At 44.0% G+C, this 23,460-nt stretch carries 21 protein-coding genes; 20 read left to right on the forward strand and 1 reads right to left on the reverse strand.

All coding sequences use genetic code 11. The features are described 5' to 3' along the window. Positions 1-28: 28 nt before the first annotated feature. Together PPO43_RS12250 and PPO43_RS12255 are read left to right on the forward strand one after the other, a co-directional pair. Positions 29-1,132, forward strand: coding sequence for an acyloxyacyl hydrolase (locus tag PPO43_RS12250; protein ID WP_272618191.1), 1,104 nt, complete (start codon positions 29-31; stop codon positions 1,130-1,132). Positions 1,133-1,347: 215 nt separating this feature from the next. After that, positions 1,348-4,377 (forward strand): CHAT domain-containing protein, encoded by a 3,030-nt coding sequence (locus tag PPO43_RS12255; RefSeq protein WP_272618193.1) that lies wholly within the window; start codon positions 1,348-1,350, stop codon positions 4,375-4,377. Between the two features lie 309 nt (positions 4,378-4,686). On the opposite strand, the gene PPO43_RS12260 is transcribed toward PPO43_RS12255, so the two are convergent. After that, complete coding sequence (locus PPO43_RS12260; RefSeq protein ID WP_272618195.1) at positions 4,687-5,430, reverse strand: hypothetical protein; 744 nt, start codon at positions 5,428-5,430, stop codon at positions 4,687-4,689. Between the two features lies 1 nt (position 5,431). Here PPO43_RS12260 and PPO43_RS12265 point away from each other — a divergent pair, with 1 nt between their 5' ends. The 18 genes from PPO43_RS12265 to cheB all read left to right on the forward strand — a co-directional run bounded on the left by PPO43_RS12265 (position 5,432) and on the right by cheB (position 23,446). Continuing rightward, positions 5,432-5,647: a hypothetical protein gene (locus PPO43_RS12265; RefSeq protein ID WP_272618197.1), complete on the forward strand. Its 216-nt coding sequence runs from the start codon at positions 5,432-5,434 to the stop codon at positions 5,645-5,647. A 12-nt stretch (positions 5,648-5,659) separates the two neighbouring features. Further along, positions 5,660-7,051, forward strand: coding sequence for a phosphoglucosamine mutase (glmM, locus tag PPO43_RS12270; RefSeq protein WP_272618199.1), 1,392 nt, complete (start codon positions 5,660-5,662; stop codon positions 7,049-7,051). Positions 7,052-7,193: 142 nt separating this feature from the next. Further along, on the forward strand, positions 7,194-8,324 hold the full coding sequence (locus PPO43_RS12275; protein WP_272618201.1) for a cysteine desulfurase family protein: 1,131 nt from the start codon (positions 7,194-7,196) through the stop codon (positions 8,322-8,324). 307 nt (positions 8,325-8,631) lie between these two features. Continuing rightward, complete coding sequence (locus PPO43_RS12280; protein WP_272618203.1) at positions 8,632-9,351, forward strand: helix-turn-helix transcriptional regulator; 720 nt, start codon at positions 8,632-8,634, stop codon at positions 9,349-9,351. Further along, the gene (locus PPO43_RS12285) at positions 9,351-9,875 is read left to right on the forward strand and encodes a response regulator transcription factor (RefSeq protein ID WP_272618205.1); all 525 of its coding nucleotides are present in this window, start codon (positions 9,351-9,353) and stop codon (positions 9,873-9,875) included. Before PPO43_RS12280 ends, PPO43_RS12285 begins: the two co-directional genes overlap by 1 nt. Positions 9,876-9,936: 61 nt before the next feature. After that, positions 9,937-10,269 (forward strand): STAS domain-containing protein, encoded by a 333-nt coding sequence (locus PPO43_RS12290; RefSeq protein WP_272618207.1) that lies wholly within the window; start codon positions 9,937-9,939, stop codon positions 10,267-10,269. A 62-nt stretch (positions 10,270-10,331) separates the two neighbouring features. Continuing rightward, positions 10,332-11,207: a protoglobin domain-containing protein gene (locus tag PPO43_RS12295; protein WP_272618209.1), complete on the forward strand. Its 876-nt coding sequence runs from the start codon at positions 10,332-10,334 to the stop codon at positions 11,205-11,207. Further along, on the forward strand, positions 11,208-11,567 hold the full coding sequence (locus PPO43_RS12300) for an STAS domain-containing protein (protein ID WP_272618211.1): 360 nt from the start codon (positions 11,208-11,210) through the stop codon (positions 11,565-11,567). It abuts the gene before it with no gap. A 35-nt stretch (positions 11,568-11,602) separates the two neighbouring features. Continuing rightward, positions 11,603-11,962 carry an anti-sigma regulatory factor gene (locus PPO43_RS12305; RefSeq protein WP_272618213.1) on the forward strand — a complete coding sequence of 120 codons (360 nt, stop codon included), beginning with the start codon at positions 11,603-11,605 and terminating at the stop codon, positions 11,960-11,962. Next, the gene (locus PPO43_RS12310) at positions 11,962-12,564 is read left to right on the forward strand and encodes a SpoIIE family protein phosphatase (protein ID WP_272618214.1); all 603 of its coding nucleotides are present in this window, start codon (positions 11,962-11,964) and stop codon (positions 12,562-12,564) included. Before PPO43_RS12305 ends, PPO43_RS12310 begins: the two co-directional genes overlap by 1 nt. Positions 12,565-12,571: 7 nt before the next feature. After that, entirely contained in the window at positions 12,572-14,200 is a 1,629-nt protein-coding gene (locus PPO43_RS12315; protein ID WP_272618216.1) for an ATP-binding SpoIIE family protein phosphatase, read from the forward strand. Between the two features lie 511 nt (positions 14,201-14,711). Next, positions 14,712-16,961 (forward strand): SulP family inorganic anion transporter, encoded by a 2,250-nt coding sequence (locus tag PPO43_RS12320; RefSeq protein WP_272618218.1) that lies wholly within the window; start codon positions 14,712-14,714, stop codon positions 16,959-16,961. Between the two features lie 4 nt (positions 16,962-16,965). Next, positions 16,966-17,778, forward strand: coding sequence for a queuosine precursor transporter (locus PPO43_RS12325; RefSeq protein ID WP_272618220.1), 813 nt, complete (start codon positions 16,966-16,968; stop codon positions 17,776-17,778). Positions 17,779-17,787: 9 nt separating this feature from the next. Next, entirely contained in the window at positions 17,788-18,540 is a 753-nt protein-coding gene (locus PPO43_RS12330; RefSeq protein ID WP_272618222.1) for a chromophore lyase CpcT/CpeT, read from the forward strand. Positions 18,541-18,980: 440 nt separating this feature from the next. Next, a complete protein-coding gene (locus PPO43_RS12335) occupies positions 18,981-21,254 on the forward strand; it encodes a methyl-accepting chemotaxis protein (protein WP_272618224.1) in 2,274 nt (757 codons plus the stop codon). A gap of 1 nt (position 21,255) precedes the next feature. Next, a complete protein-coding gene (locus PPO43_RS12340) occupies positions 21,256-21,759 on the forward strand; it encodes a chemotaxis protein CheW (RefSeq protein WP_272618226.1) in 504 nt (167 codons plus the stop codon). A gap of 273 nt (positions 21,760-22,032) precedes the next feature. Then, positions 22,033-22,416: a response regulator gene (locus PPO43_RS12345; RefSeq protein WP_272618228.1), complete on the forward strand. Its 384-nt coding sequence runs from the start codon at positions 22,033-22,035 to the stop codon at positions 22,414-22,416. Further along, on the forward strand, positions 22,397-23,446 hold the full coding sequence (cheB, locus tag PPO43_RS12350) for a chemotaxis-specific protein-glutamate methyltransferase CheB (RefSeq protein WP_272618230.1): 1,050 nt from the start codon (positions 22,397-22,399) through the stop codon (positions 23,444-23,446). The genes PPO43_RS12345 and cheB overlap by 20 nt, the downstream gene beginning before the upstream one ends. Positions 23,447-23,460 lie beyond the last annotated feature (14 nt).

Raw genomic sequence — 23,460 nt, forward strand, 5'->3', positions numbered from 1 at the left:
AAAAGCCTTATCTTGGGCGCAAAACAGGATGCGGCAGTTATCTATCTTTATTATCTTTTGTTGGGCTTCGGTAAGTTGGGCCCAAAAGGGCCATAGTTTTGAGTTTGGGGCACATTACGGGACCCTCATCAAACATAGAGAGTACATCAACATTCCTGTAGATCAATTGCCGCCTACCCTAGGAGGAGAGATCAATTGGTCGTATCAGACTCATGGAAAACGGGCTTGGGAAGCCTTGGCAAACTATCCCGAATTTGGACTTATTTTATCCTTTCAAGACTTTGCCGATCCTCGTTTGGGTTGGGGCCTTGGTCTGATGCCTCAACTCAAGTTTCCCTTTTGGCGTTCTGGAGATTGGGAAATTTATGGTCGTTTGGGTATGGGGGTAGCCTATGTTTCTAATTATGGCAACAGCTTTCGAAATCCCGACAATAATATCATTGGTTCGCATTGGAACAATAATACGGCCTTGCGTTTGGGCCTGCAACTTCCCTTATCTAAACAATGGTTGTTGCAACCTTCTTTTAGTTTTACGCATTACTCTAATGGCGCCTCTCAGTTTCCAAATTTAGGCATCAATGCGGCTAGTCTGCATTTAGGTCTGCGTTATCGTCCCCAAGCATTGCAAAAAGAGGACTATCAAGCTCCGCAAGAGGATTATCAGCCTCCTAAGCGCTGGGGCATAGGCTTTGATTTGGGCTTGGGCATGACAGAGGTGCGGCGCACGGAGCGGGGGCCAAAATTTGCGCTTTATAGTGCTATGCTTTATGGTAGTTATCGCTATGCCTCGACCCAAACCCTTCGTTTTGGGCTTTTGGGCGAGTATCATACAGGGGTAGAGGCTTTTTGGCTCAGTAATTTGACCTTAACCCCTGAAGAAGCTCGGCAAAAGGCCCAGCGATTGCTCTTTTGGGCAGGGCATGAGTGGTTATTGGGCCATATCGGTTTGGGGCTGCAAGTCGGCTATTATATTACGGAGCCAGTGGTCAAACTCCCCTATACTCGGGGTAGTATTGCCTATTATCCCTTTTCGCCCCTCAAGCACAAGCATACGCCCTATTTGGCTGTGCGCATTAAGGCGCATGGCATCACTGCAGACTTTTTTGATTTGGCTATAGGACTTGATTTTTAGATCTATTTGGGGCTGCCCCTCCCTACGGTCGGGTCGGGCCGTTCCGCAGCTCTGCTCGGCCCTGCGTCGCTTTGCTCCTTGGTCTGCCGCCTGCGGCGGCCCTGCTCCAGCCCCTCAGCCGATGCTGTGGAGAATGCTTAAACTTAAGCAAGTTAAGCCCTATATTAAGTGTATCGCTTTATCGTTAAGTAATAATATTCATTAAAACAAAACAGATGAAATCCCTAATCCCCCTACTGTTGTTTTGTCTACCCCTATTCGGCCAAGCCCAGACTTCTCCCCAAGAACTTTATGAGCAAATACAGGAAACAGAAGAAGAGCTTTCCCCCTTAGTCGATAGTTATCTAGGCCTATCCACTTCGAGTCCTAATTATTGGGCCTATGCCGATAGTCTTTATTACCTATTGGATGCTTTAGGGGAGTTAGAGCTCACATATAACTATTGTTTGACACAGGCAGAACGAGCAGAGACATTAGCCTTAAAGAGGCATTGGAAAAGTTGGAGTTGTTTGCCTTTAATTAACCAAGATAGGGCAGAGGAGGCCGCTCCTGTTATACAGATGCTTTTGGCTGATTGTCCCAAAGACGCAGCAGATTATGACAATTTATTACTTATTTCAGCTAATGTTCATTACCTCTTAGAAAACTATGAGCAAGCTAAAAAGGAGTTGGTTATTGCTAGAAAACTGGCAACCTTAAGTAAGGATCAAGCTAACTTATTGGAGGTACTCAATCTAGAGGGTATCATAGCTTATGATGATGGGCATTTGGCGGAGGCGGAGGCCTTCTTACTAGAGGCAATAGCCCTTTCTAAGGCGCTAGAAGAAGAAAAGGATGCTAGTATATTGATGAATTTGGCCACTATTTATGAAGAAATGGGGCAAACAACTCGGGCTTTAGAACTCTATAAAGAAGTGCTGCTTATTGATGAGGTTTATTATGGTAAGGATCACTATCTCTATGCTACTGACCTTGATCTTTTAGGCGTTTTAGAGTATGGTATAGGCGACTATGCCGCTGCCGAAAAACATTTGTTGCAGGCCGAAAAAATATTGCGCAAGACTTTGGGGGAAGGGCATCGAGACTACCGTAGATGTATCAATAACTTAGCTGCTTTATCTGAAAGTATGGGGAAAGAGGCGTTGACAAAGCAGTATTATGAGCGGCTGATGCAGTTAGAGAGAAAATATGCTCAGCATATAGGAGACTATGCCTTAGTACTAAGTAATTATGCTGCTTTTTGTAAAAATGAGCAAAATTATCAGCAGGCTCGAAAGCTAATTGTAGAGGCGACTACTTTATTGGAGGAGTCGGGCCCTTTAACCCATTTGTTTTCTGTTTATGATAACTACATACAAATCTGTTTAGGACAAAAAGACTATGCTCAAGCTAAGGAAATAACAGCAAAGCTTTATCAGGCCAATTTAGTAAAAGATGCAGATTTTTTTGAGGGGGGCTATCCTTTGGTCAAATCAGCTATTGTTTTACTTGATGTATTTGAGTCTTATGGGCAGATATATCAACAGTTAGGAGAAGAGGAGGCTATTTACTTAGACTCTGCGGCTATGTATTTTGATTTGGCTTTGGATTACAATCGAAAAATTCGTCAGGAGCTTAGTCATGAGCAAGATAAACAGCGAAATTTATATTTGGGCCAGCGCTTAATCAATCATCAGTTTCAGGTGGCTTTGGCTCGAAAACAACCTTTGGCTAATTTACTCCAATTAGCGGAAGAACAGAAGGCTGTTTTGTTTCAGGAAGAGCAACAACTAGGGGCTTGGGGGGTACAACTGCCCGATAGCATTTTGGCCAAAAGAGCTAATTTAGAAGAGGAGTTTATGGCCCTCAAGCAACAGCAGGCACGTAGCTTGGCGGCGGCGGCCAAAAAGCAGCTAGATGTACAGATTGCTCAGAAGGAACTAGAGATAATTGCTTTAGATAAGGCGATTAAGATGAAGTTTCCAGCTTATTTTGAGCAGCAGTTGAGCAGCAAGCTTTTGGATGTGTCGGCCTTGCAACAGCAATTGGCCGAAGATGAGCTTTTGTTGGAGTACTTTTGGTCGACTCATGGACTTTATGCTTTTGCGGTGACTAGAGCGGGCATAAAACTTTATGAGTTAGAAAAAGAAGGTTTATTAGAGGATTGTATGGCTCTGCAGACGGAAATGCAGGCTTATAGTCAGGTATTGAATAAAGCAGAAAAAAGTCGGGAGCGTTATTTAAGGCTGGCCTTATCAGTTAGTGAGAAATTGATTTGGCCTATTTTGGAAGAACAGAAAGCAAGTAGGTTGACATTAGTATTGGATGGGCCTATGAGTTATTTGCCTTTTGAGGCCTTATTGAGTAAGTCGGTGCCCTTATCTACGCCATACCAATCATTACCTTATCTCATTAAGGAGCGGGAATTGAGCTATCAGTCTTCAGCTAAATTGTATTTGGACTACAAACAGCGGCCACTTTATCCTTACAGTAAAGTCCTTGCCTTTGCTGGAAGCTATGAATCTAGTCAAGAGTATAGTGAATTGCGCAGTCCTATTTTGCAGAATCGGCGATCTGTATTGGGGCCTTTGCCTGCGGCACAGAAAGAGGTAGAGTATTTAGAGGCTTTTTTTGATGGTCGTTTTTTATATGGGCAAGCGGCTAGTGAGGCCAACTTTAAGCGAAGTCAGCAAGAAGGCTATGGTTTGATGCATTTGGCTTTGCATGGGGTATTAGAAAAGCGGCAGCCCTTTTTATCTTCTTTGGTTTTTAGTGAAACGAAAGATAGTACAGAAGACAACTTTCTGGAGGCTTGGGAGCTTGCTCAGTTAAAAGTCAAGACAAATTTATTGGTTCTTTCTGCTTGTGAAACTGGGGCGGGGGAATATCAATCTGGAGAGGGTTTATTGTCTTTGGCCAGAGCTTTTCAGTTTGCTGGAAGTTCTTCTATTTTGGCGAGTTTATGGCAGGTTAATGACCAGAGTACGGCCTATATTATGCAGCGATTTTATTTGTATTTGCAGAATGGGGCAAGTAAATCAATGGCTTTGCGTCAGGCCAAATTAGATTATCTAAATGGGATTGAGAGCCAGAGTTTGGGGCATCCTGCTTATTGGTCGGCCTTTATTCAGATGGGGGATCCTCGCCCTATTCCCGTGGCCAAAAAGGGAAAGCTAGCGGATTATTGGCCTTATGCGGTTGGTGGTTTATTGGCGCTATCTATTCCGATGGGTTGGTTTGGGCGGCGGAAGCGGAAGGCGGCTTAGCTTATTGGCTTTGAAGCGGAGCTGCTCCATTTGGCCTAGCGATGTGGAGCAGTGGCCCGCAGGGCCAGACCGAGCCAGCTTGCGCGAAGGGCCGAGCGAATAGCGAGCTGCGCAACGTAGCGCCTGCCGCAGGCAGGAGGCCCAAAAACAGCAGCGAGCTGCGCAACGACAACAAGGCCTTTAGGCTGCAGTTCGACGACCGAAGGGAGTAACTGCTGCGAGCTGAATGCCCTAAAAACAGCAGTAAATAGAATGATTTAGGGACTAAAAAGGCCCAAGCTTTGGGGAGAAGCTTGGGCCTTTTATCATTTAATTAGAGGAGAGGTAAGTCATTTTGAGGATATAGCCTTTTTCGGCTTTTTGTTCCCAGGGGATGCCGATACAGTTGGCGATATTTCCGTTGCATTGGGTATCTAGAATGAGTTGTTCTTTATAGATGAGGCCATAGTTTTTGGCATAGCGTTCTAGGCTATATCGGCGTTCAATATTGTTAATTTTATCGACTTGTAGGATAGTTAGGACCGAGTCAAAGGCTTGTCCATTATAGCTATAGTTGCCATCTAATTCGATAATTTCGAACTCATCCCAATCCTTATAGATATCGATACTTCCGCCGGGGATGCTAATGACGGTATCGCGGCGGATATAGGGGATGCCATCCCAGCTTCGGCCTAGTTGGAGGGGGAAACTCAGGTTGATATAGCGTTGATTATTTTCGATTCGGTAGGCAAAGCTGCCTTCAATTTGGATGGCCCAGACTTCGGCTAGTTGCCAAGGGCTACTATCTCTTTGGTAATAGCGATTGAGGCGTTGGTAGGCTTGGTTGCGGTTGTCGGTTTCTGCGCCGCCAATTTCCTCTTTGATGAGGAGAGAGACCGTATCGACAGTACGGTCAAAATCATTGTAGTAAATGCTATCTACTTGATAGATCACGTAATGTCCACTATCGGTAGGGAAGTAGCTCAGCTCAAAGTCGGGAAAAGTCTCTGTTTCCTTTTGGCAATTGAGTAGAAGAAGGGACAGGCTAAGCAAGAGGAAAAAAATAGGCCGCATATTGTTAGGAATTTGGAGAAAGCGAAGAAAAAGGGGAGTTTTTGAATCAGATCACTGTACAATGATAAATAAAAAAACTATTTTTGGGCAAAATTTGAAAGCGCTCTTTGTTGGGAGCGTTTTTAAGGGAGTGGGAATAGCATTTAAAAATGCTGCTTTAGGTCCGTTTGGGCTGATGGGCTTTGTTTTGAATGTGTTCTATTTTGATAAAACGTAAAAGCTAAAGCTTTTGGCACTATTAAAGTCAATTTCGGGAACTCGAGGAACAATTGGAGGGGCAGTAGGGGAGAACCTAACTGCTCAAGATTTGGTAGAAAGTACGGCGGCTTATGCCTATTGGATTAAGCAGGAAACGGGTAAAGAAGCTCCCACTGTAGTATTGGGGCGAGATGCGCGGGTATCTGGAGAATTGATTGAGCAATTGGTTTCGGCTACTTTGCGGATGATGGGGGTACATGTGTATCAGCTAGGTTTATCGACTACCCCTACCGTAGAGGTGGCTGTGATGCAGGAAGAGGCTGATGGAGGGATCATCTTGACCGCTAGCCATAACCCCAAGGAGTGGAATGCCTTGAAGTTTGTCAATCATCGTGGAGAGTTTATTTCGGCCAAGGATGGTAGTGAGATTTTGCGTTTAATTTCTTCTGGGGAGGTAGAGTATGCTTCTGTAGATGAGTTGGGCAGTTCTCATAAAAAAGTGGGCTACATTCAGAAGCACATTGATTTGATCATGCAGCTCAAGTTGGTCCGTTCAGAATTGACCAAAGAAAAGAATTATAAAGTTGTTATTGATTGTATTAACTCTACGGGAGCTATTTCTATGGTGCCTTTGCTTGAGCAATTGGGCTGTGAGGTGATCGCGATCAATGATGAGGTTACGGGGCGTTTTACGCATAATCCAGAGCCTTTGCCCGAGAATCTTTCTGCGCTTTCTGCGGAGGTTCTCAAGCAAAAGGCCGATTTGGGCATTGCGGTAGACCCCGATGTAGATCGTCTGGCTTTAATCTGTGAAGATGGCGAGCCTTTTGGCGAAGAATATACGCTAGTTGCTGTGGCTGATTACATCTTGGGCCAAGAAGGAGGGGGGAATACAGTTTCTAATCTGTCTTCTACTCAGGCTTTGGCCGAATTGACCAAAAAGCATGGGGGCCAATATACAGCTTCTGCCGTAGGGGAGGTCAATGTGGTGCAAATGATGAAAGAGGTGGAGGCCATTATTGGGGGGGAAGGCAATGGCGGTATTATTTATCCTGCCCTGCACTATGGACGTGATGCTATGGTGGGGATTGCGCTCTTTTTATCCTTTTTGGCGAGCAGCAATAAGCGCGCTTCGGTTTTGCGCTCTGAATATCCTAATTATGTCATTATTAAGGATAAAATTCAGCTAACGCCACAGATTGATATAGACCAATTGTTGGAGGCTTTGGAGAAAAAGTATGTTAACTATCCCAAAAATACGATTGATGGCCTCAAGATTTTCATTGATGAAAACTGGATTCATCTCAGAAAGTCGAATACAGAGCCTATCATTCGCATTTATACAGAAAGTGCCTCTTCGGTAACTGCCCAAAATCTAGCAAACAAAATCAAGTCAGATGTTCGAGAGATCATCATGGCCTAGAGGAGAATTCCTTTAGAAACAAAGTTCAGGAAAAGCTCTTTGAAAAGAATTAAAAAGGTTGCACATTCTTTGGGAATGAGCAACCTTTGTTATTATTGATTTAGCCCTTTAGGGCAACTACAGCGAACAACAACTAGATATCATGCAACGAATTTATTTTGACAATGCCGCTACCACGGCTATCCGTGAGGAGGTCCTAACGGCTATGTTGCCTTTTTTACGGCAGCAATACGGCAATCCTTCGTCTATTCATGCCGAGGGGCGAGCGGCCCGAGCCGCCTTAGAGAAATCGCGCCGCAATATTGCAAGAGCAATTGGTGCCAAGCCCTCTGAATTGTTTTTTACTTCAGGAGGTTCCGAGGCCAATAATACCGCCATTAAAGGGGCCGTAGCTGCCTTGGGCGTAAAAACAATTATCTCTACAGAAATTGAACACGCTTGTGTGCGCAATTCAGTTGGCCAAATGCAGAGTCAAGGAATTAATTGTATTGATTTGCCTATTGATGGTTTTGGCCGAGCCGATTTAGGGCAGTTGAGAGCCCTTTTGGCCAAAACTCAAGGCAAGGTTTTAGTCAGTCTGATGCACTCAAACAATGAGTTGGGCACCCTAAACGATATTGCGACTATTGCCGCCCTTTGCGAGGAGTTTAGTGCCTATTTTCACACAGATACCGTCCAAACACTAGGCTATTATCCCATTTCTGTAAAAGAGATGGCCCCCATCCATTTTATGTCGGGCTCTGCCCATAAATTACATGGTCCAAAAGGTGTGGGCTTTTTGTATGTCCGCCAAGGCATTCAGATTCCCGCCCTAATTGCTGGCGGTGGTCAAGAGCGACAACTGCGATCAGGTACCGAAAATGTGGCGGGAATTGTCGGTTTTGCCAAGGCCGTAGACCTGGCTTTGGCCCAAATGCCCGAACATCAAGCACAGATCACAGGCCTCAAAACTTATCTAATTGAGCAGCTGCAAGCCAATTTTGGAGAACGGGTTTCCTTCAACGGCGACTGGCAAGGCCAAAGCCATTATAAGGTGCTTTCTGTTAATTTTCAAACCGAAGTCCCCACCGATATGCTCCTCTTTAAGCTCGATCTAGCAGGCATTAGCGCCTCTGGAGGCTCGGCCTGTAGCTCTGGCGCACTCAAGGGCTCTCGAGTGCTCGCTGCCTTGGGCCTTCCCGATGAATTGCGCAGCCTACGCCTTTCTTTTTCTTATGAAAATACCAAAGAAGAGATCGATCGCTGTATTGCAGCTTTATTGAAGATTGTCTGATTTTTGGGGCCTCCACTGCGGCCAAAGGCCTTGCGGCGCTACGTTTCGCAGCTCGCTATTCGCTCGGCCCTTCAGCGCCAAAGCGCTTCGGTCTGGCCCTTTGGGCCACTGCTACACATCGCTAGGCCTGCGGGCGCTCCGCACCCTGCATACTGCTCCTCGCTTCGTTCGTCGAAAAGAATATAGCCCTTTTGATAACTAATGATTGTCCAAAAAAATAAAAACACCCCCCTTTTGGGGGATTTTTTATCTAAAAAACATTAAATCTTATAGATAAAAACCTATTTTGAAGCGCAAAGACTAGATTATGAATAGCAAACAACATACAGAGCAAGAACAACTGTTATTGTTAGAGTTGCAGACTTGGTGCTTGAGTAAAGATTTAGAGCGCTTGAGTAGTTATTTTGAAGGCTTAACTGCACCTTTGTCTGTAGCCGTTATGCATGCTCGTCGGTTTGACTTTGCCTATGTTAATGATAATTTTAGGCGCTGCTATGGAGTCGGAGAGGATGAAGATTTAGTGAGCTTTGGCCGAGAACGCTTTTTAAGTTTTGTAGAGCCAAGCAGCTTAGCTCACTATCTTCGAGTACAACGTTGGCGAGATTGGAAAAAAGAGCTGAATCCTTATCAGCTATTGGTTAAAATGACCTCTGTTTGGACCAAAGAATACCAACTTCGCCTCGCTTCTCACCAACCCTCCAAAGATGGAGATTGGGTTTTCTCTCTTAGTCTCCCCGTAGATGAAGCAGGAGACTGGAGCCAACGACTAAAACGGCAAATTCGGATTAGCAACTTGCAATTGCGCCATTATGAAAGTTACCGCCGCTTGTCAGCTAGAGAACTAGAAGTTTTGGCTTATTGGGGCGAGGGCAAACGCACAAGAGAAATAGCCATTCTTTTGGGCTGCTCCTCAGAAACAATAAAACAACACCTGAGTAACTTAAGAGCTAAATTGCCCTTTAGCAATTTTCATGAATGGATGCGATTTATACAGGCATTCGAAATTTATCCTAAAAAAGTAGAATAATGGAAAAAAAGCAACATCACTATTGCTTATTTGCACCATTAGTCTGTGGACAACAGCCCTTTCTTTGTCGTCTGCAAAAGGGAACTAAAGAAGGCCCATGGGGAGGTGTTTGTTTACCTGTATTTAACCAAGAAGAAGAAGACAATCATTGGCAGTTTTGTCAACGAAAAACGGCAGGAAATTGGCAGCTCGATTTGGCACACTATCAGCCCTCAAGCCAGCAACTTTCTATTCGAGCAATTCAGTTTGGACCATTAGGAGCCTACCAGTTTTCTAAGGAAATGCTGGAACAAGAGCTAGTTGAGCAGATTGATATAGATAAATATGGGCAATTAAGTGCTAGAGAAAGAGAATTGTTACTATATTGGGTAGAAGGAAAAACGGCTAACGAAATTGCCAAACTTTCTACCCGTAAGGAAGCTACCGTAAAAACCCAATTGAAGCAATTACGCAAAAAATTGGGAATGACAACTAGAGCTGATCTCTGGCGCTTTGCCGATCGCTTAGGTTTGTTAGATAGCTAATTACAAGCTATAAACTTAAGAAAAAGATAACCGTACATTAGATCAATAGATAATAGAAATTATGCAAGTTCACGTTACCACTAAAAACGATATTTTGGTCCTTAGTTTCGAGGGCAGCCTAGATACAGGAACGGCTAGCTTCGCAGAAGCCGAAATCAACAAGCATATCAATGCACATAGCAAAGTGATTTTCAATTTGGATCAAACCAAATTTGTGAGTAGCGCAGGTCTACGCGTATTCTTGGCTACAGCCAAGAAAATGCTGGCACTAGGCGGTGCACTCAAAATTTGTAATGCTAATGAAGTCGTTACCGAAATTCTCGACATGTCAGGCTTCAGCAGTATTATGGATGTACAGCCCGACCTAGATGCGGCGCTGGCAGCCTTTGCTTAAAGGAGAACAAGTAAGAGTCTTTCACTCTTTCTCCATGAGCCCCGCTAACAAATCCTAAAGAAATGTCACTATCCTCCACCAATTTTAAAAATCGATTTTTCATACAAGAGGAGCAACTCAGCTTATTACAAACAGCCGCTCCTACTATAGTCAAAGAATTGCCATGTATAATCAATCAATTATATATTGATATGCAACAATTCACGCATTTTGGCGACTATTTCCATTCAGAAGATTATATACAGAAAGTCAAAGAACTACAAATAGAACATTGGCGAGCCTTCTGGGAAGATGACCTAGACGATGCCTACCTCAATAAAAGAGAACGGATTGGACAGGTGCATGCCCGCATCGGCCTCCCCCTAGATATGTACTATGATGCAGTGATGATGCTGAATAAAGCTTTTGAAGAAGAATTGGTTAAACTCGGTTTGGATACAGCCGCATTACTGTCCGCCTTTCATCGTCGAGTATCACTAGATGTTTATATTGTAGTAGATACCTACAATAGAATAATGAAAGAGCGCTTAGAGGAACAAAATGAGGCTTTGCGTGAAATGTCAACTCCTGTTGCTCAAATTGCAGAGCATATTCTGCTTTTGCCTTTGGTTGGAATTATTGATTCTAAACGAGCACAAGAGCTAATGGGAAATATGTTGGGACGCATTGGAGAAACAGGAGCCCAAGTCTTTATTTTGGATATTAGTGGCATCGCTGTAGTCGATACAGCAGTAGCTAATCACTTAATCAAAATGACTAAAGCGTCTCGCTTGATGGGCTGTGATTGCATTATCTCTGGAATCTCTCCTGCTGTAGCCCAAACTATTGTGGAATTAGGGGTGCAAATAGATGAAATCATCACGGAAGGAACTATGCGGGCTGCATTAAATGAGGCCTATAAACTGACTGGCTTAGAACTTCGACAAACTAAAAAATAGATGGAACAACTCCATAGAATACCAGTACAGCGCTCAGAGGACAAACTTATTGTCCCTATTCAGTACGAGCTGACGGCTCCGGCCCTAAACGCATTGAAAGAGCGCCTCTTTAATCAAATTCAAGGGCAAAACTACAAGGGAGTAGCTTTTGATTTATCAGGCTTAGAACTGATTGATGCAGAAGAATTAGAAAGCTTGTTGCAACTGATGCGGACCCTCAAAATTGTAGGACTAATTCCAGTACTTTGTGGCCTATCTCCTGGTCTAACCGCTACAATCGTTGGTCTAGATATTTCTTTTGACGCTCTAGCTGTTGAAGCAGATCTTAAATTGGCCCTAGAATATTTATCTAAGTTATAATGCAACTCGTTTTTAGGCAGCATATACGTTCGGAGATGGACCTGCATCTCACGATCCACAAAACAAGCAATCTGCTCAAGGATCTTGGCTTTCCTACTATTGCAGTAGCAAAGCTGAGTACTTCTGTGTCTGAACTAGGCTATAATATTTTAAAGTATGCCAAGGAAGGCTATTTTAATATAGAAAAGCTAACTTACCCCCGCTTAGGGGTGAGAGTGGTCGCTATAGATCAAGGCCCCGGCATTGAAGATATTGATGCAGCATTACAAGATAGTTTTAGTACCTCTGGAACCTTGGGCCTTGGCCTACCTGGCGTGCGCCGAATGATGGACGAATTTAACATCAAAAGCGAATTCGGAAAAGGAACAGAAGTTAGTATCGTAATTTATAAATAATGAGTTGGGTCAGAAGATATAATGATGAGTATTTTCAACTACACTACTCCTGGCGAAATTGCCAAGGAGAACAGTGCTGTGGAGATGCCGTGCTGGTCCAAAGAGAAGAAAATAGCATTTTCTTGGCCCTCATTGATAGTCTCGGACATGGACCAAAAGCTGCAGAAATGTCCGATAAGCTTAAAGACTATCTAAAAAAATATCACTATCTTCCGCTAGATGAATTGCTCCAAAAGGCACACCGCCACTTTGAAGCCAGCCGAGGTGCAGCCCTAGCAGTCTGCCGCCTCTATGAAGATGGTCGCCTAGAGTATATCGGCCTCGGAAATGTCGTGGTCCGAATCCTCGAACACCAACAAGAACAATTGTTGGTGTCTAAAGATGGCGTTTTGGGCCAAAGAGCCCGACAATTCCAAGTTTCACATCATCAAATGCTACCTGGCTATGCCCTGATGATGTACTCCGACGGCATTAAAGGCCGTCCCCTCTACCGTAAGAGTTGGCCCCTAAGAGGAACGCCCGAACTCTTATCAGATATTATCGAAAACTATGGACGTAGCTATGACGACCTTTCTATAGTCTACCTTAACCTCCTGAAATAACCTGCTTATGTTCTTGCACACTAGCCATATTCGAATACAAGCCATAGAAGATATCTACCACTTTAGACACAAGATCTTTAGCGTGGCTGAGTTGCTGACTGTAGATGCAATTACGGTAACTACACTGAGTAATTCTATTTCTTCCTACCTCAGAAAATTACCCTACCCTCAAGAAGTAGAGGTCCAACTAAAAGGTGATGGAGAAAAAATTACTCTTAGCGTTCAGGTGCAAAGGTCTGCTAAGGAAGAACGCCTTCTCGCAGCCTTTTTCGATGAAATTCAACCCACGAATAATAGCAGCGAACTCTTACTTGTCAAACATTTTCGCCTCAGAGAAGACTTTGAAGATAAGTTTCGCGCAGCTTCTAATATCCTCGACCTGAAAACTAAAGAGGAATTGGCCCAAGAGCTTTTAGAGTCTTCTGAAAACCTCCGTAAGGCCACTTTGGCCAAAGCACGAATGGAAAACGAGCTTAATGTAGCCCGAGATATCCAACTCAGTATGCTGCCACTTAGCTTTCCTGCTTTTCCCAATAAAGACGAAATTGAGGTTTTTGCCCAACTTATCCCCGCCCGAGAAGTAGGAGGCGATTTCTACGATTTCTACTTCCTCGATGATCGCCACCTCGCTATCGTTGTCGGAGACGTTTCAGGAAAAGGAGTACCCGCCGCCCTAATGATGGCGGTTTGTAAAACCCTTCTCAAATCAAGAGCAAGTACAGAACAATCTACTGCAAGTATTCTCACTTATGTGAATACCGAAATGGCTAAGGATAACCCTAAGTCTATGTTCGTAACGCTCTTTATGGGGATTCTAGATGTGCAAACAGGGCAGTTTACTTACTCGAATGCTGGACATAACCCTACCTATATCCGCCGAGCCAATGGCGAACTTGAACGCCTTAGCAAATTGCATGGTCCCGTTTTGGCCGCTATGGAAGGTCTCGTTTATCGAGAGTCAACTATAGAACTCAAAACTGATGATCTGGTTTTTGCCTATACTGACGGAATTACAGAGGCCCATAATGAAGCCAATGAACTCTTTTCAGACGATCGCTTACAACAGCTCCTCCAACAATATCCCGACGAACAGGCACAACCTACCGTAGAGCGAATTGTTCAAGCTACCCAAATCTTTAAAGGCGAACGCGAACAATTTGATGACATTACCGCTATTGCCCTCAGCTTCTTAGGTAAGGGCCAAGCCGTAGCCACCTACGATAAGGAGTTTTGTATCAAAAACGAAATCTCTGAGGTTCAACGAGCTATGATTATCTTTGAAGAGTTTGCCCATGAGCATCGCATTCCTATGCCAGTCATGCTCAAGGTAAACATTGTACTCGATGAGCTGTTATCTAATATTATTAAGTATGGCTTTGAGGATGAAGATCGCCTTCAACTCATCGACATCAAAATAGAGTTGCAAGCCGGTAAACTATTACTCGAAATTTCCGATCGTGGTCTCCCCTTTAATCCTTTCCAAAAAACGCCGCCCGACTTGAGCAAGTCAATTGAAGAGCGCGAAATTGGAGGATTGGGTATCCACTTGGTCCGAAAACTTATGGACGAGCACTCTTATAAACGCAAAATTGATCAGAATGTCGTACTTATGATTAAGTACAATATTTTTGAATAGTTTTTGGGGCCTCCGCAGCTTTGCTGCGGCGCTCCCTTGCAGGGCTCGCAGTTCTGCTCGGCCCTTCGGCGCAAAGCGCCTTGGTCTGGCCTTCGGCCACCCTTACAGGCAGCTAGGCCTGCGGGCGCTGGAGCGCCCTGCACTCGGCTCCTCCCTTCGGTCGTCGAAGGACCATAATCCCCACAAAAATGACTAACCTCCCCTAAAATGGTCATTGCGGAAAACTCAAAAAGATCATAGTAAATAGCTGGAAATCAATTAGCTTTTGGCCGATAAGATTAGGCTATTTTGGCTGAGGGATGGATAGTGGTGCGGCGCAGCCGCAGACCTAAGTTTTTTGAAGCGCAGCGAAAAAAACTGCAGGGCCGAGCGAATAGCGAGCCACGACACAGCCCGACCCGACCGCAGGGAGGGGCAGCCCCAAATAATAACCCTAGAAAAAGAAGAATAAGCAGTCTGCAACGCACAAACAGATGCAAAGACCCCATTATTCGTACTATGGAAAGCAGATATGATAGGACAAAAATTTAGGCAAGAGTGGCGTAGCAACTGGCTGCAAGCGCAACCCTCCTGGCAAGAGGATGGGGTGGCTGCATTCAGTATGGCTATGGTAACCATTCCGCTCTGTCTGGGTATTGCTCTAGCTTCGGGAGTTCCGCCCATGGCCGGCTTATTTTCGGCCATTATGGGGGGATTGATTGCGACGATATTTAGGAGTAGTCAATTGACCATGAATGGTCCCGCAGCTAGTTTGATTGTAGTTACGCTGAGCTGTATAGAGCTCTTGGGTGATGGCGATGCCTTGGCAGGATTTCGATATTTTTTAGCGGCCACGGTAGTAGCTGGAGGGTTTTTAATGCTCTTCGGCCTTCTTCGTTTGGGCCGTTATGGAGATATATTTTCTCGATCCGTTATTTATGGCGTTTTAGGAGCCATTGGGCTGATCATTTTAGGTAAGCAGATGCCAGTGGCCTTGGGCGCTGAGAGCTGGGCCCTAACGCCTATGGAGAGCTTGGAAGAGATTCCAGAGCTCTTTTTGCGCCAAAACCCTATTGTCGGGCTAATTACTTTGGGCTCGGTAGCGCTTTTGGTTTTGCAAGCACATACTAAAAACCGTTGGATACAGCTAATCCCCGGCCCTATGTGGGTGATTGGCTTTAGTATGATTATGGCTTATGTGCTCAATTTAGACGAGCCACATACGGTAGAGGCCATGGGCCAGAGTTTCGCATTGGGACCTGATTTACTGGTTAATTTGCCTGAAAATGTTTGGGAAAATGTAGTGTATCCCGATTTTGCTAAATGGGATCACTTTTACTTTTGGCAAATTGTGGTGACTATTACGCTAATTGTCTCTATTGAAACGGTAATCTCGGCTAAGGCCATGGATAAAATTGATCCTATGGGTCGACAAACCAATCTCAATAAGGATCTTTTTGCCTGTGGATTGAGTAGTATTTTCTCAGCTTGTATAGGAGGCTTGCCTGTGATTACAGCTGTGCCTATGTATTATGGGGCAAAAACAAAATGGGCCAATTTATTTCAGGCTTTGATGTTGCTTTTCTTTGTGCTCTTTTTGCCTGTATTTGCGAAAGGAGTGCCTTTGGCTGCATTGGCTACACTGCTTATTTTTACGGCCTATAAGCTGGCCTCTCCAAAAATATTTAAGGATACTTTTCGCCTCGGATTAGAGCAGTTTGTGGTTTTGATTTCTACCCTGCTCATGATTCTTTTTAATGGCTTACTCTGGGGAATTGCCTTTGGTTTTGCCGTGACGATTTTCTTGCAGTATAGCCAATCTAATTTAGAGTTTAAGCAGTTTTGGCGCTATTTAGTTCGCCCAGATATTCAGGTAGAAGAACGGGCCAATGGACAAATTTATGTGGCTATTAAGGGCGTCATCAACTTTATCAATATTTTACAGCTTAAAAATACGCTGCGTTCGGCCAATAAAAAGGACCTATTGATTTTGGATCTATCTAATACACGTTTGGTTGACTCTGCTGTATTGGAGTATCTTAATGAAGAGGTAGAACGTTATGACTTGCCCAATCTCAACTTTGATATTATTGGTTTAGATGCGCATGAAACTTCTTCGCGTCACCCTAATGCTATGCATGTATTGCCCGAAAACAAAAAGCCTCAGTTGACAAAACGGCAGCAGGCTTTGGGTGAATTAGCAGAAGCTAAAAGTGGTCAGTTTTGGCCCGAATTGAGTTGGGAGGTAAATATGCTTAAGCAGTTTAGTTTTTTCCAAACTCGCCCTATTGAGTACAAGCTCAATATGGCTAAGGGAAATTATCAGCTTTTCTTTGAATGGGAAAGTTGTGATCTGACTTTTGCTCAGGGAGCATTGTTTAATGCGCAAGCATATCATAGTAGTATCATCCTTTTACACCTTCCCTTTAATGCTCCGCTTTTTGTTTTGGAGGCAGAAAAAGGACCCACAAAAATAGGGGCGCAGTTGTCGGTCTATAAGGATGTCAACTTTGACTCTCATCCAAAATTTTCGCATCGCTACCTCTTGCGTGGCCCTAGCGAAAAAGATATGCGTGAATTTTTTGATGCAGATTTGCTCGACTTTTTAGAGGGGCAACCCACGCACTACATTGAATCGAACGGAACCATGATTTTCATAATGCACCAGTTGCGCTTTGCTTCTTTACAAGAAATGCGAGAAATGCACAATTTTGCGGAAGAACTTTCTAAAAAGCTCATGTTGAGCTGGCGCAAACAAACCCAAGCACAATTAAAATCTTAGGAACATGAATCATATTATTCAGTATAAGGCCAACCGTTTATTTTTGGTCCTAGGAGGCTTCTTTATTGCCAATGCTATTATTGCAGAATTTATTGGCGTGAAAATCTTTTCACTAGAAGCTAGTGGAGGCTTTGCCCCACTTCAATTACCTATTTTAGGCTATGAACTCAATTTAGATCTTACGGCAGGAGTACTACTTTGGCCCGTTGTTTTCATTATGACGGATGTCATCAATGAGTATTTCGGCGCCAAAGGGGTTCGTTTTCTCTCACAGGGAGCCGTAGTCTTAATTCTTTATGCCTTTTTAATGGTCTTTTTGAGCATTGCATTGGTACCTGCAAGTTGGTGGCCAGCAAGTCGAGCCACAACAGGTGGCCCAGAAGATATGCAGCTAGCTTTTCAAGCTATTTTTGGACAAGGACTTTGGATTATTATCGGTTCTCTAGCCGCCTTTCTCGTTGGTCAAGTTGTAGATGTTCTTGTTTTTCAACGTATTAAAAGAGCAACGGGAGAGAGTAGAATCTGGATGAGAGCAACGGGCTCTACACTTGTTTCTCAACTTATTGATAGCTTTGTCGTTCTTTATATTGCATTTGGTTTAGGAGCAGATTGGACCTTCGACCGAATTATTGCAGTGGGAACGGTTAACTATATATATAAATTTACGGTGGCCATTCTCTTGACCCCTTTACTTTATTGGATGCACCACATCATCGATAACTATTTGGGCAAAAATTTAGCCGATGAACTTAAAAACACGGCACTTGTTCCAGTAGCAAAAGAATCATCAGAAGAAGGAACTTCTTCATCTAAATAGACCCAATAATTGATCATCAATCTTATGCAGAAAAAACAGTTATGGGCGATCTTACTTTTAGCTTTTATCTTGACCGCATGTACTGGCGGTAAAAAAGCTGGAAACTCGCTCTACGAAAAGTCAAGCAAAACCCCAGAGGAAATTTCCAAAATATTTAACAAGTTTGATCGCTTAAAATTACAGTTGGCTGGCCACTTTAGTAACCGTCAACAACTTTTAGAAGATAATAGCGCCGAACCTCCTCAAGAGTTTGTCGTTGTTCCTATTTTTCAATACGACCGCCCTGGAGAGTTTTGGGTATACCTAGAACTATTTTCTCCAGACATGAAAGAAAGCCCACTCGATCAACGCATCGAACAGTACGTTCAAATTGATCGCGATAGCTTCCGTCAAGAGGTCTACTACCTGAAAGAACCCGAAAAATATGTCAATGCTTGGAAGAAAAGCAAATTTCCCAAAATTGATATTCGTAAGGACCTTATTAAGAACCCCGCCTGCGATTTAACTATTATCCACCAAGAACACAAAAAAGGAACCTTTAAAACCCTGATGCCAGATGAAGTAACTTGTGAAATGCTCACATCTACCACTGCAGCTCGCTATGTAGATTTGATGTATGAAACAACGGATAAAGGCTATACTATGTGGTTCACTTTCTATGATAAAAACAAACAAAAATTAAAGGCTACAGAAGGCCCAGGCCTCTCTTTCCTTCGCCTTAATCCAGGTGATGAAGGTTATATAAAAGTCGGAAAGAATTAGTCTGAATTCTTTGCTATTCTAGCTCCTTTTGCTTATTATTGGATAAGCACGCAGTAGATATTAACATATTTAAGGCCTCGCTTTGCGAGGCCTTTGCTGTTTGCCCTCTCTTTTTGTATGAAGTCATTGCTGGTCATCTTATTGAAGAAACAGAAAGTACTATTTATTTGACCCTATTCTCCTTTTAGTTGTTAACTCATCAATTCTTTGTTGAGTAATAGTGCTTTAACGGCTTGTCTACCTTTTTAGCTTGAACGACTTATCTTCTAATCGAATTGCTCCAGTTTGTAGACTAGCTATTCTATTTAAGAACTCATATAAAAACAACCTTCTTTTGTGTTTGAATGCAAATTTATCCCCTTAGAAGTTCGATTTTAAATGAGTTTTTAGCAAGTAGAAGACATTTCCCCACCACCTCACCTATCACTGAAACCATTAGCATGAACTATCAACAAATTTATGAGCACTTGCCTATACCCACTATTGTTCTATATGAAGACCTTCGAATTGCGGTAGTGAATCAAGCCGCAACTCAGCTTTTAGGACAAGCCGCTAGCGAGCTAGTTGGTGAGTATAGTAGCATTTGCCTGCCTTTTGTCCCACAAGCGCTTCAAGCTTATCGCAAAGGCCAAACTCAAGCTAAATTATACGAGCTGTATGGTTTGTTTGAGGGGGTCTCACATCTGCGAGTAAGTATTCAAGAAATAACAACTACAGAAAATCAAAAAAATTATCTTCTATACCTAGAAGATCAAAGTGAGCAGGCGCAGCTCCAAGCAGGAGCCCAGGCGCTACAAACAACTATTGATAAATCCTTTGGCAGAATTGAGTTTGACCCTCTAGGTAATATTCTTTCTCTCAACGATAATTTTGCTCAACTGATGGGCTTTAACTTTGCCACAGAAGTTATTGGTAAACACCACTCTGTTTTTATAAGTCCAGCCTACAAAAACTCTATCGAATATCAACAGTTTTGGCAATCTTTAGCCATGGGCCAAACCCAACAAGGGGAGTTTAAACGCCAAAATATCCATGGCGAAGATGTCTGGATTCAAGCTGCTTATACCCCCGTCAAAAACCAAGAGGGCAAAGTCAGTAAAATTGTTAAAATTGCTCTAGATATTACCAAACAAAAGGCCATCTCGCTAAATGCTGAAGCACTAAGAGAAACTATTGATAGCTCTTTTGGCCGCATCGAATTTGACCCCGACGGAACAGTTCTAGACGTCAATGACAACTTTGTCAAATTGATGGGCTACCATAGTAAACGCGAATTACTCGGGCATCACCATTCTATGTTTGTGGACCCAGAATACCGAAATAGCGATAAGTATACGCAATTTTGGGCCGATCTTTCTATGGGCCAAAAACAAGAAGGCGAATTTCGCCGCATCTCAAAAACAGGCAAAGATATCTTTATCCTCGCCGCTTATACCCCCGTAGAAAATGAGTCGGGCCGAGTAACAAAAGTAGTCAAAATAGCTAATGATATTAGCCGCCAAAAAGAAGTGGTTCTCGAAGTCAACCGAGTGGTAGCCGCCGCGGGCAAAGAAGGTAACCTAGGCGCCCGCCTCAAACTCGAAAACGCTAGTGGCGACTGGCTAATGCTGGTCGACTCTGTCAATATGCTGCTAGAATCTGTCTCTACACCTATTGGACAATTAGGGAAAATCATTAACCAATTATCTGAAGGCGACCTCACCGGCCAATTTGAAGTGGAGGTTCAAGGAGATATCCGCAACCTTAGCCAAGGAATTAACCAGGCTATTCTTAACCTCAATGGCTTATTGACTAATACCGCCCAAATCGCAGATTTACTCGCTACAGCTTCCGAAGAAATGCTGACTAAGGGCGAAGAGATGCAAAGCACCACTAAAGAAGCCGCTTCGGCAACTCAACAAATGGCCCAAGGTGCCCAACAACAGGCCCAACAAACAGATGAAGCAAGTAAGCAAATGGATGAGCTGCTTAAAGCCGCGAATCTTATGAAGCAAAAAGCAGAACTGATTAACCAAGCCGCTCATAAAGGCCAAAGCTCTTCCTCAGAAGGTTTGGCTACCCTCAAATTGATGGTCGACAATATGGAGTCAATCCGCCAATCGGCCCAAAGTACAGCCCAATCGATCTCGGTCCTCTCTAATCGCTCCGAGGAAATTGCAAGTACACTCAGCATTATTACCGACATTGCCTCACAAACCAATCTTTTAGCCCTAAACGCCGCAATCGAAGCCGCTAGAGCTGGAGAAGCCGGTCGAGGTTTTGCGGTGGTGGCCGAAGAAATTCGCAAACTGGCCGAAGGCTCTCGCCGATCTGCTGTCAATATCGAACGCATCATCCGAGAGGTCCAAAAAGATATCTATGCTGCCAGCCGAGCTATAGAACTGATGGAGGAAAATGTGAAAAGCGGTGGCGAAGCATCTAAGGAAGCCGAAGAGGTATTTAAGGATATCCAAGCCTCCAATAATCAGACGTTTAGCCTGTCTGAAAGTATCGTCTACTCAAGCAACCAACAAAAAGAAGCTATTGACGCTACGGTCCGAAATATCGAGAAAATTGTAGTTGTCGCCGAAGAAACAGCCTACGGTACCGAACAAGTAGCCAACTCTACCCGAGTCCTCAGCCAAGGAATGAATGAGGTCTCTGCCACTAGTAAAGATCTAGCCGAAGTCGCTACGCAACTCCAAGAAAATATTCTTAAATTTAAATTGAGATGATATGCCTAAAGAAGAAAAACAACAGGCCTATGTCTCTCTCGAAGAATTACAGCTGGCCGCTCAAAAAGAACGAAAAAAAGCCGAGGATATACAACATGGTCCCCAAATTCAACTTGTGAGCTTTGAGCTTGGAGAAAGCACTTACGCCTTGCCCATCTCAGCCGCAAAAGAGGTTTTGCCCTGCCCCCCAATGGCTAAAATTCCCAAGGCCCAAGCTCATATTCAAGGGGTGGTAAATGTTCGTGGCGAGATTTTAGCCGCCATCAACCCCTTTTATTTGCTGCAACAAGAGGAACCTACTGATAATAAGGCTGACTTTTTCCTGGTCCTCCAACAAAAGGACAAAAAACAAGGCCTACTGATCCCAAAACTGCCAGAAACGCTGAAGGTAAATGAGCAAGCGCTACAAGCTGCAGAGGGGGTCTTTCAAAATAATCCTTATATCAAAGCGCTTTTCCAAACCGAAAAAGGAATTGCCGTCCTCTTAGATATAGATAAAATCTAAGATTACTTTCTGATCGTTTATTTTATGTTTTGGGGCCTCCGCCTTCGGCGGGCGCTACGGTCCGCAGCTCGCTATTCGCTCGGCCCTTCAGCGCTTTCAGCGCCTCGGTCTGGCCCTGCGGGCCACTGTTCCCCATCGCTAGGCCAATGAAAAGGCCTGCGGCCACAAAACTCGCCAGGGCTCATCTCCTAATCGAGACTTGCCTAGGTGGACCAAAAATAAACGCTCCCCATTGCCTAACTTTTAATTATTTACCCGCCTCAAAAATCCATTATGAAAAAGAAAGTCCTAATTGTAGACGACTCGCTTTATATGCGTAGCCTTATTCTCAAGTCTTTTCAGGCTGCCGAAGAAGAATATGAAGTTGTGGGCCAAGCCGCTAATGGCGAACAAGCCATCGATTTGGCCATGGTTCTAGAGCCTGACCTAATCACGCTAGATAATATTCTCCCCGATATGATTGGTAGCGATATTCTAGAAGTTTTTCAAGCCGAAGAACTACCCGCAAAAGTGATTATGATTAGCGCAGTAGGCCAAGAATCAGTCATCCAAGATTGTCTAAAACTAGGTGCTGCCGCCTATTTAGTGAAACCTTTTACCCCCGAAGAATTACTCGAGACCGCAAACAAATGCCTGAATGATCAACCCACAGAATAAGCCTAAACGCATCCTTTTGGCCGAAGATTCGGCCGTTATGCGTCAGCTGATTCGTTCTTGGTTGGGAACTGCTCAGGGGTATGATATCGTGGGCCAAGCTAGTGATGGAAAAGAAGCCGCAGAAATGGCGGCCGAACTTCATCCCGATTTGGTCCTGATGGATCTTTTTATGGGCGATTATGATGGTTTGTATGGCGTAGAACAAATTATGAAATCAAACTGTCCATGCCCTATCCTTTTGCTTTCTGCAGCTAGTCAAAGTGAAGAGCTTTTACTCAAAGCTTTGGCTGCTGGAGCTATGGAGGTAGTCCCTAAACCTTCTTTGCGAAATGGAGACTTGCAAAGTTTCGGTTTAGAGCTAGATAAAAAGATACAAACAGCGCTTTCTGCCGTAGTCAATAAGCCCCCCAAGGCTTTTGCTAGCCAAGCTAAGCATTCGTTTTCAGAGGCTTTGCCCTATGAAATGCTCTTGCTAGGTGCCTCTACGGGTGGACCAGCAACCTTGGAGTTTATTTTGGGCCAATTGCCAGAAAACTGGCCTTTGCCTATAGTAATTGTGCAGCATATGCCACATAATTTTTTGGAGGCTTTTGCTCGTCGTCTGCAAAAACTGACTAAGCTGAAGGTAAGCATAGCTCAGAATGGAGAACGGCCCAAACCACATCATGTGTATTTGGCCCCAGGAGATCATCATTTGCTCTTAAGGGGAATTCCAGGTGATTACCTTTTTGCCTGGAGCCAAAGAACGCATCCTTCTTATAATTATCCTTCTGTAGATGCGCTTTTTGAATCTGCAGCAGAGGTTATGGGCAAACAACTTTTGGGCGTTTTGCTTACAGGTATGGGGGCAGATGGAGCCAAGGGGTTATTGGCTATCAAGGAGGCTGGAGGTTTTACGATCAACCAAGATGAAGTTAGCTCTAGTATTTATGGAATGCCAAGAGCGGCTCAACGCATAGGGGCTAGCCGAAGAGAATTGCCACTCTCGGCCATACCGCCTTTTTTGGTCCAATTACTAGATAAGGAATAGGCGGCGCAGCCGCC

Origin of the sequence: Saprospira sp. CCB-QB6, assembly GCF_028464065.1 — a bacterium.
GTDB lineage: Bacteria > Bacteroidota > Bacteroidia > Chitinophagales > Saprospiraceae > Saprospira.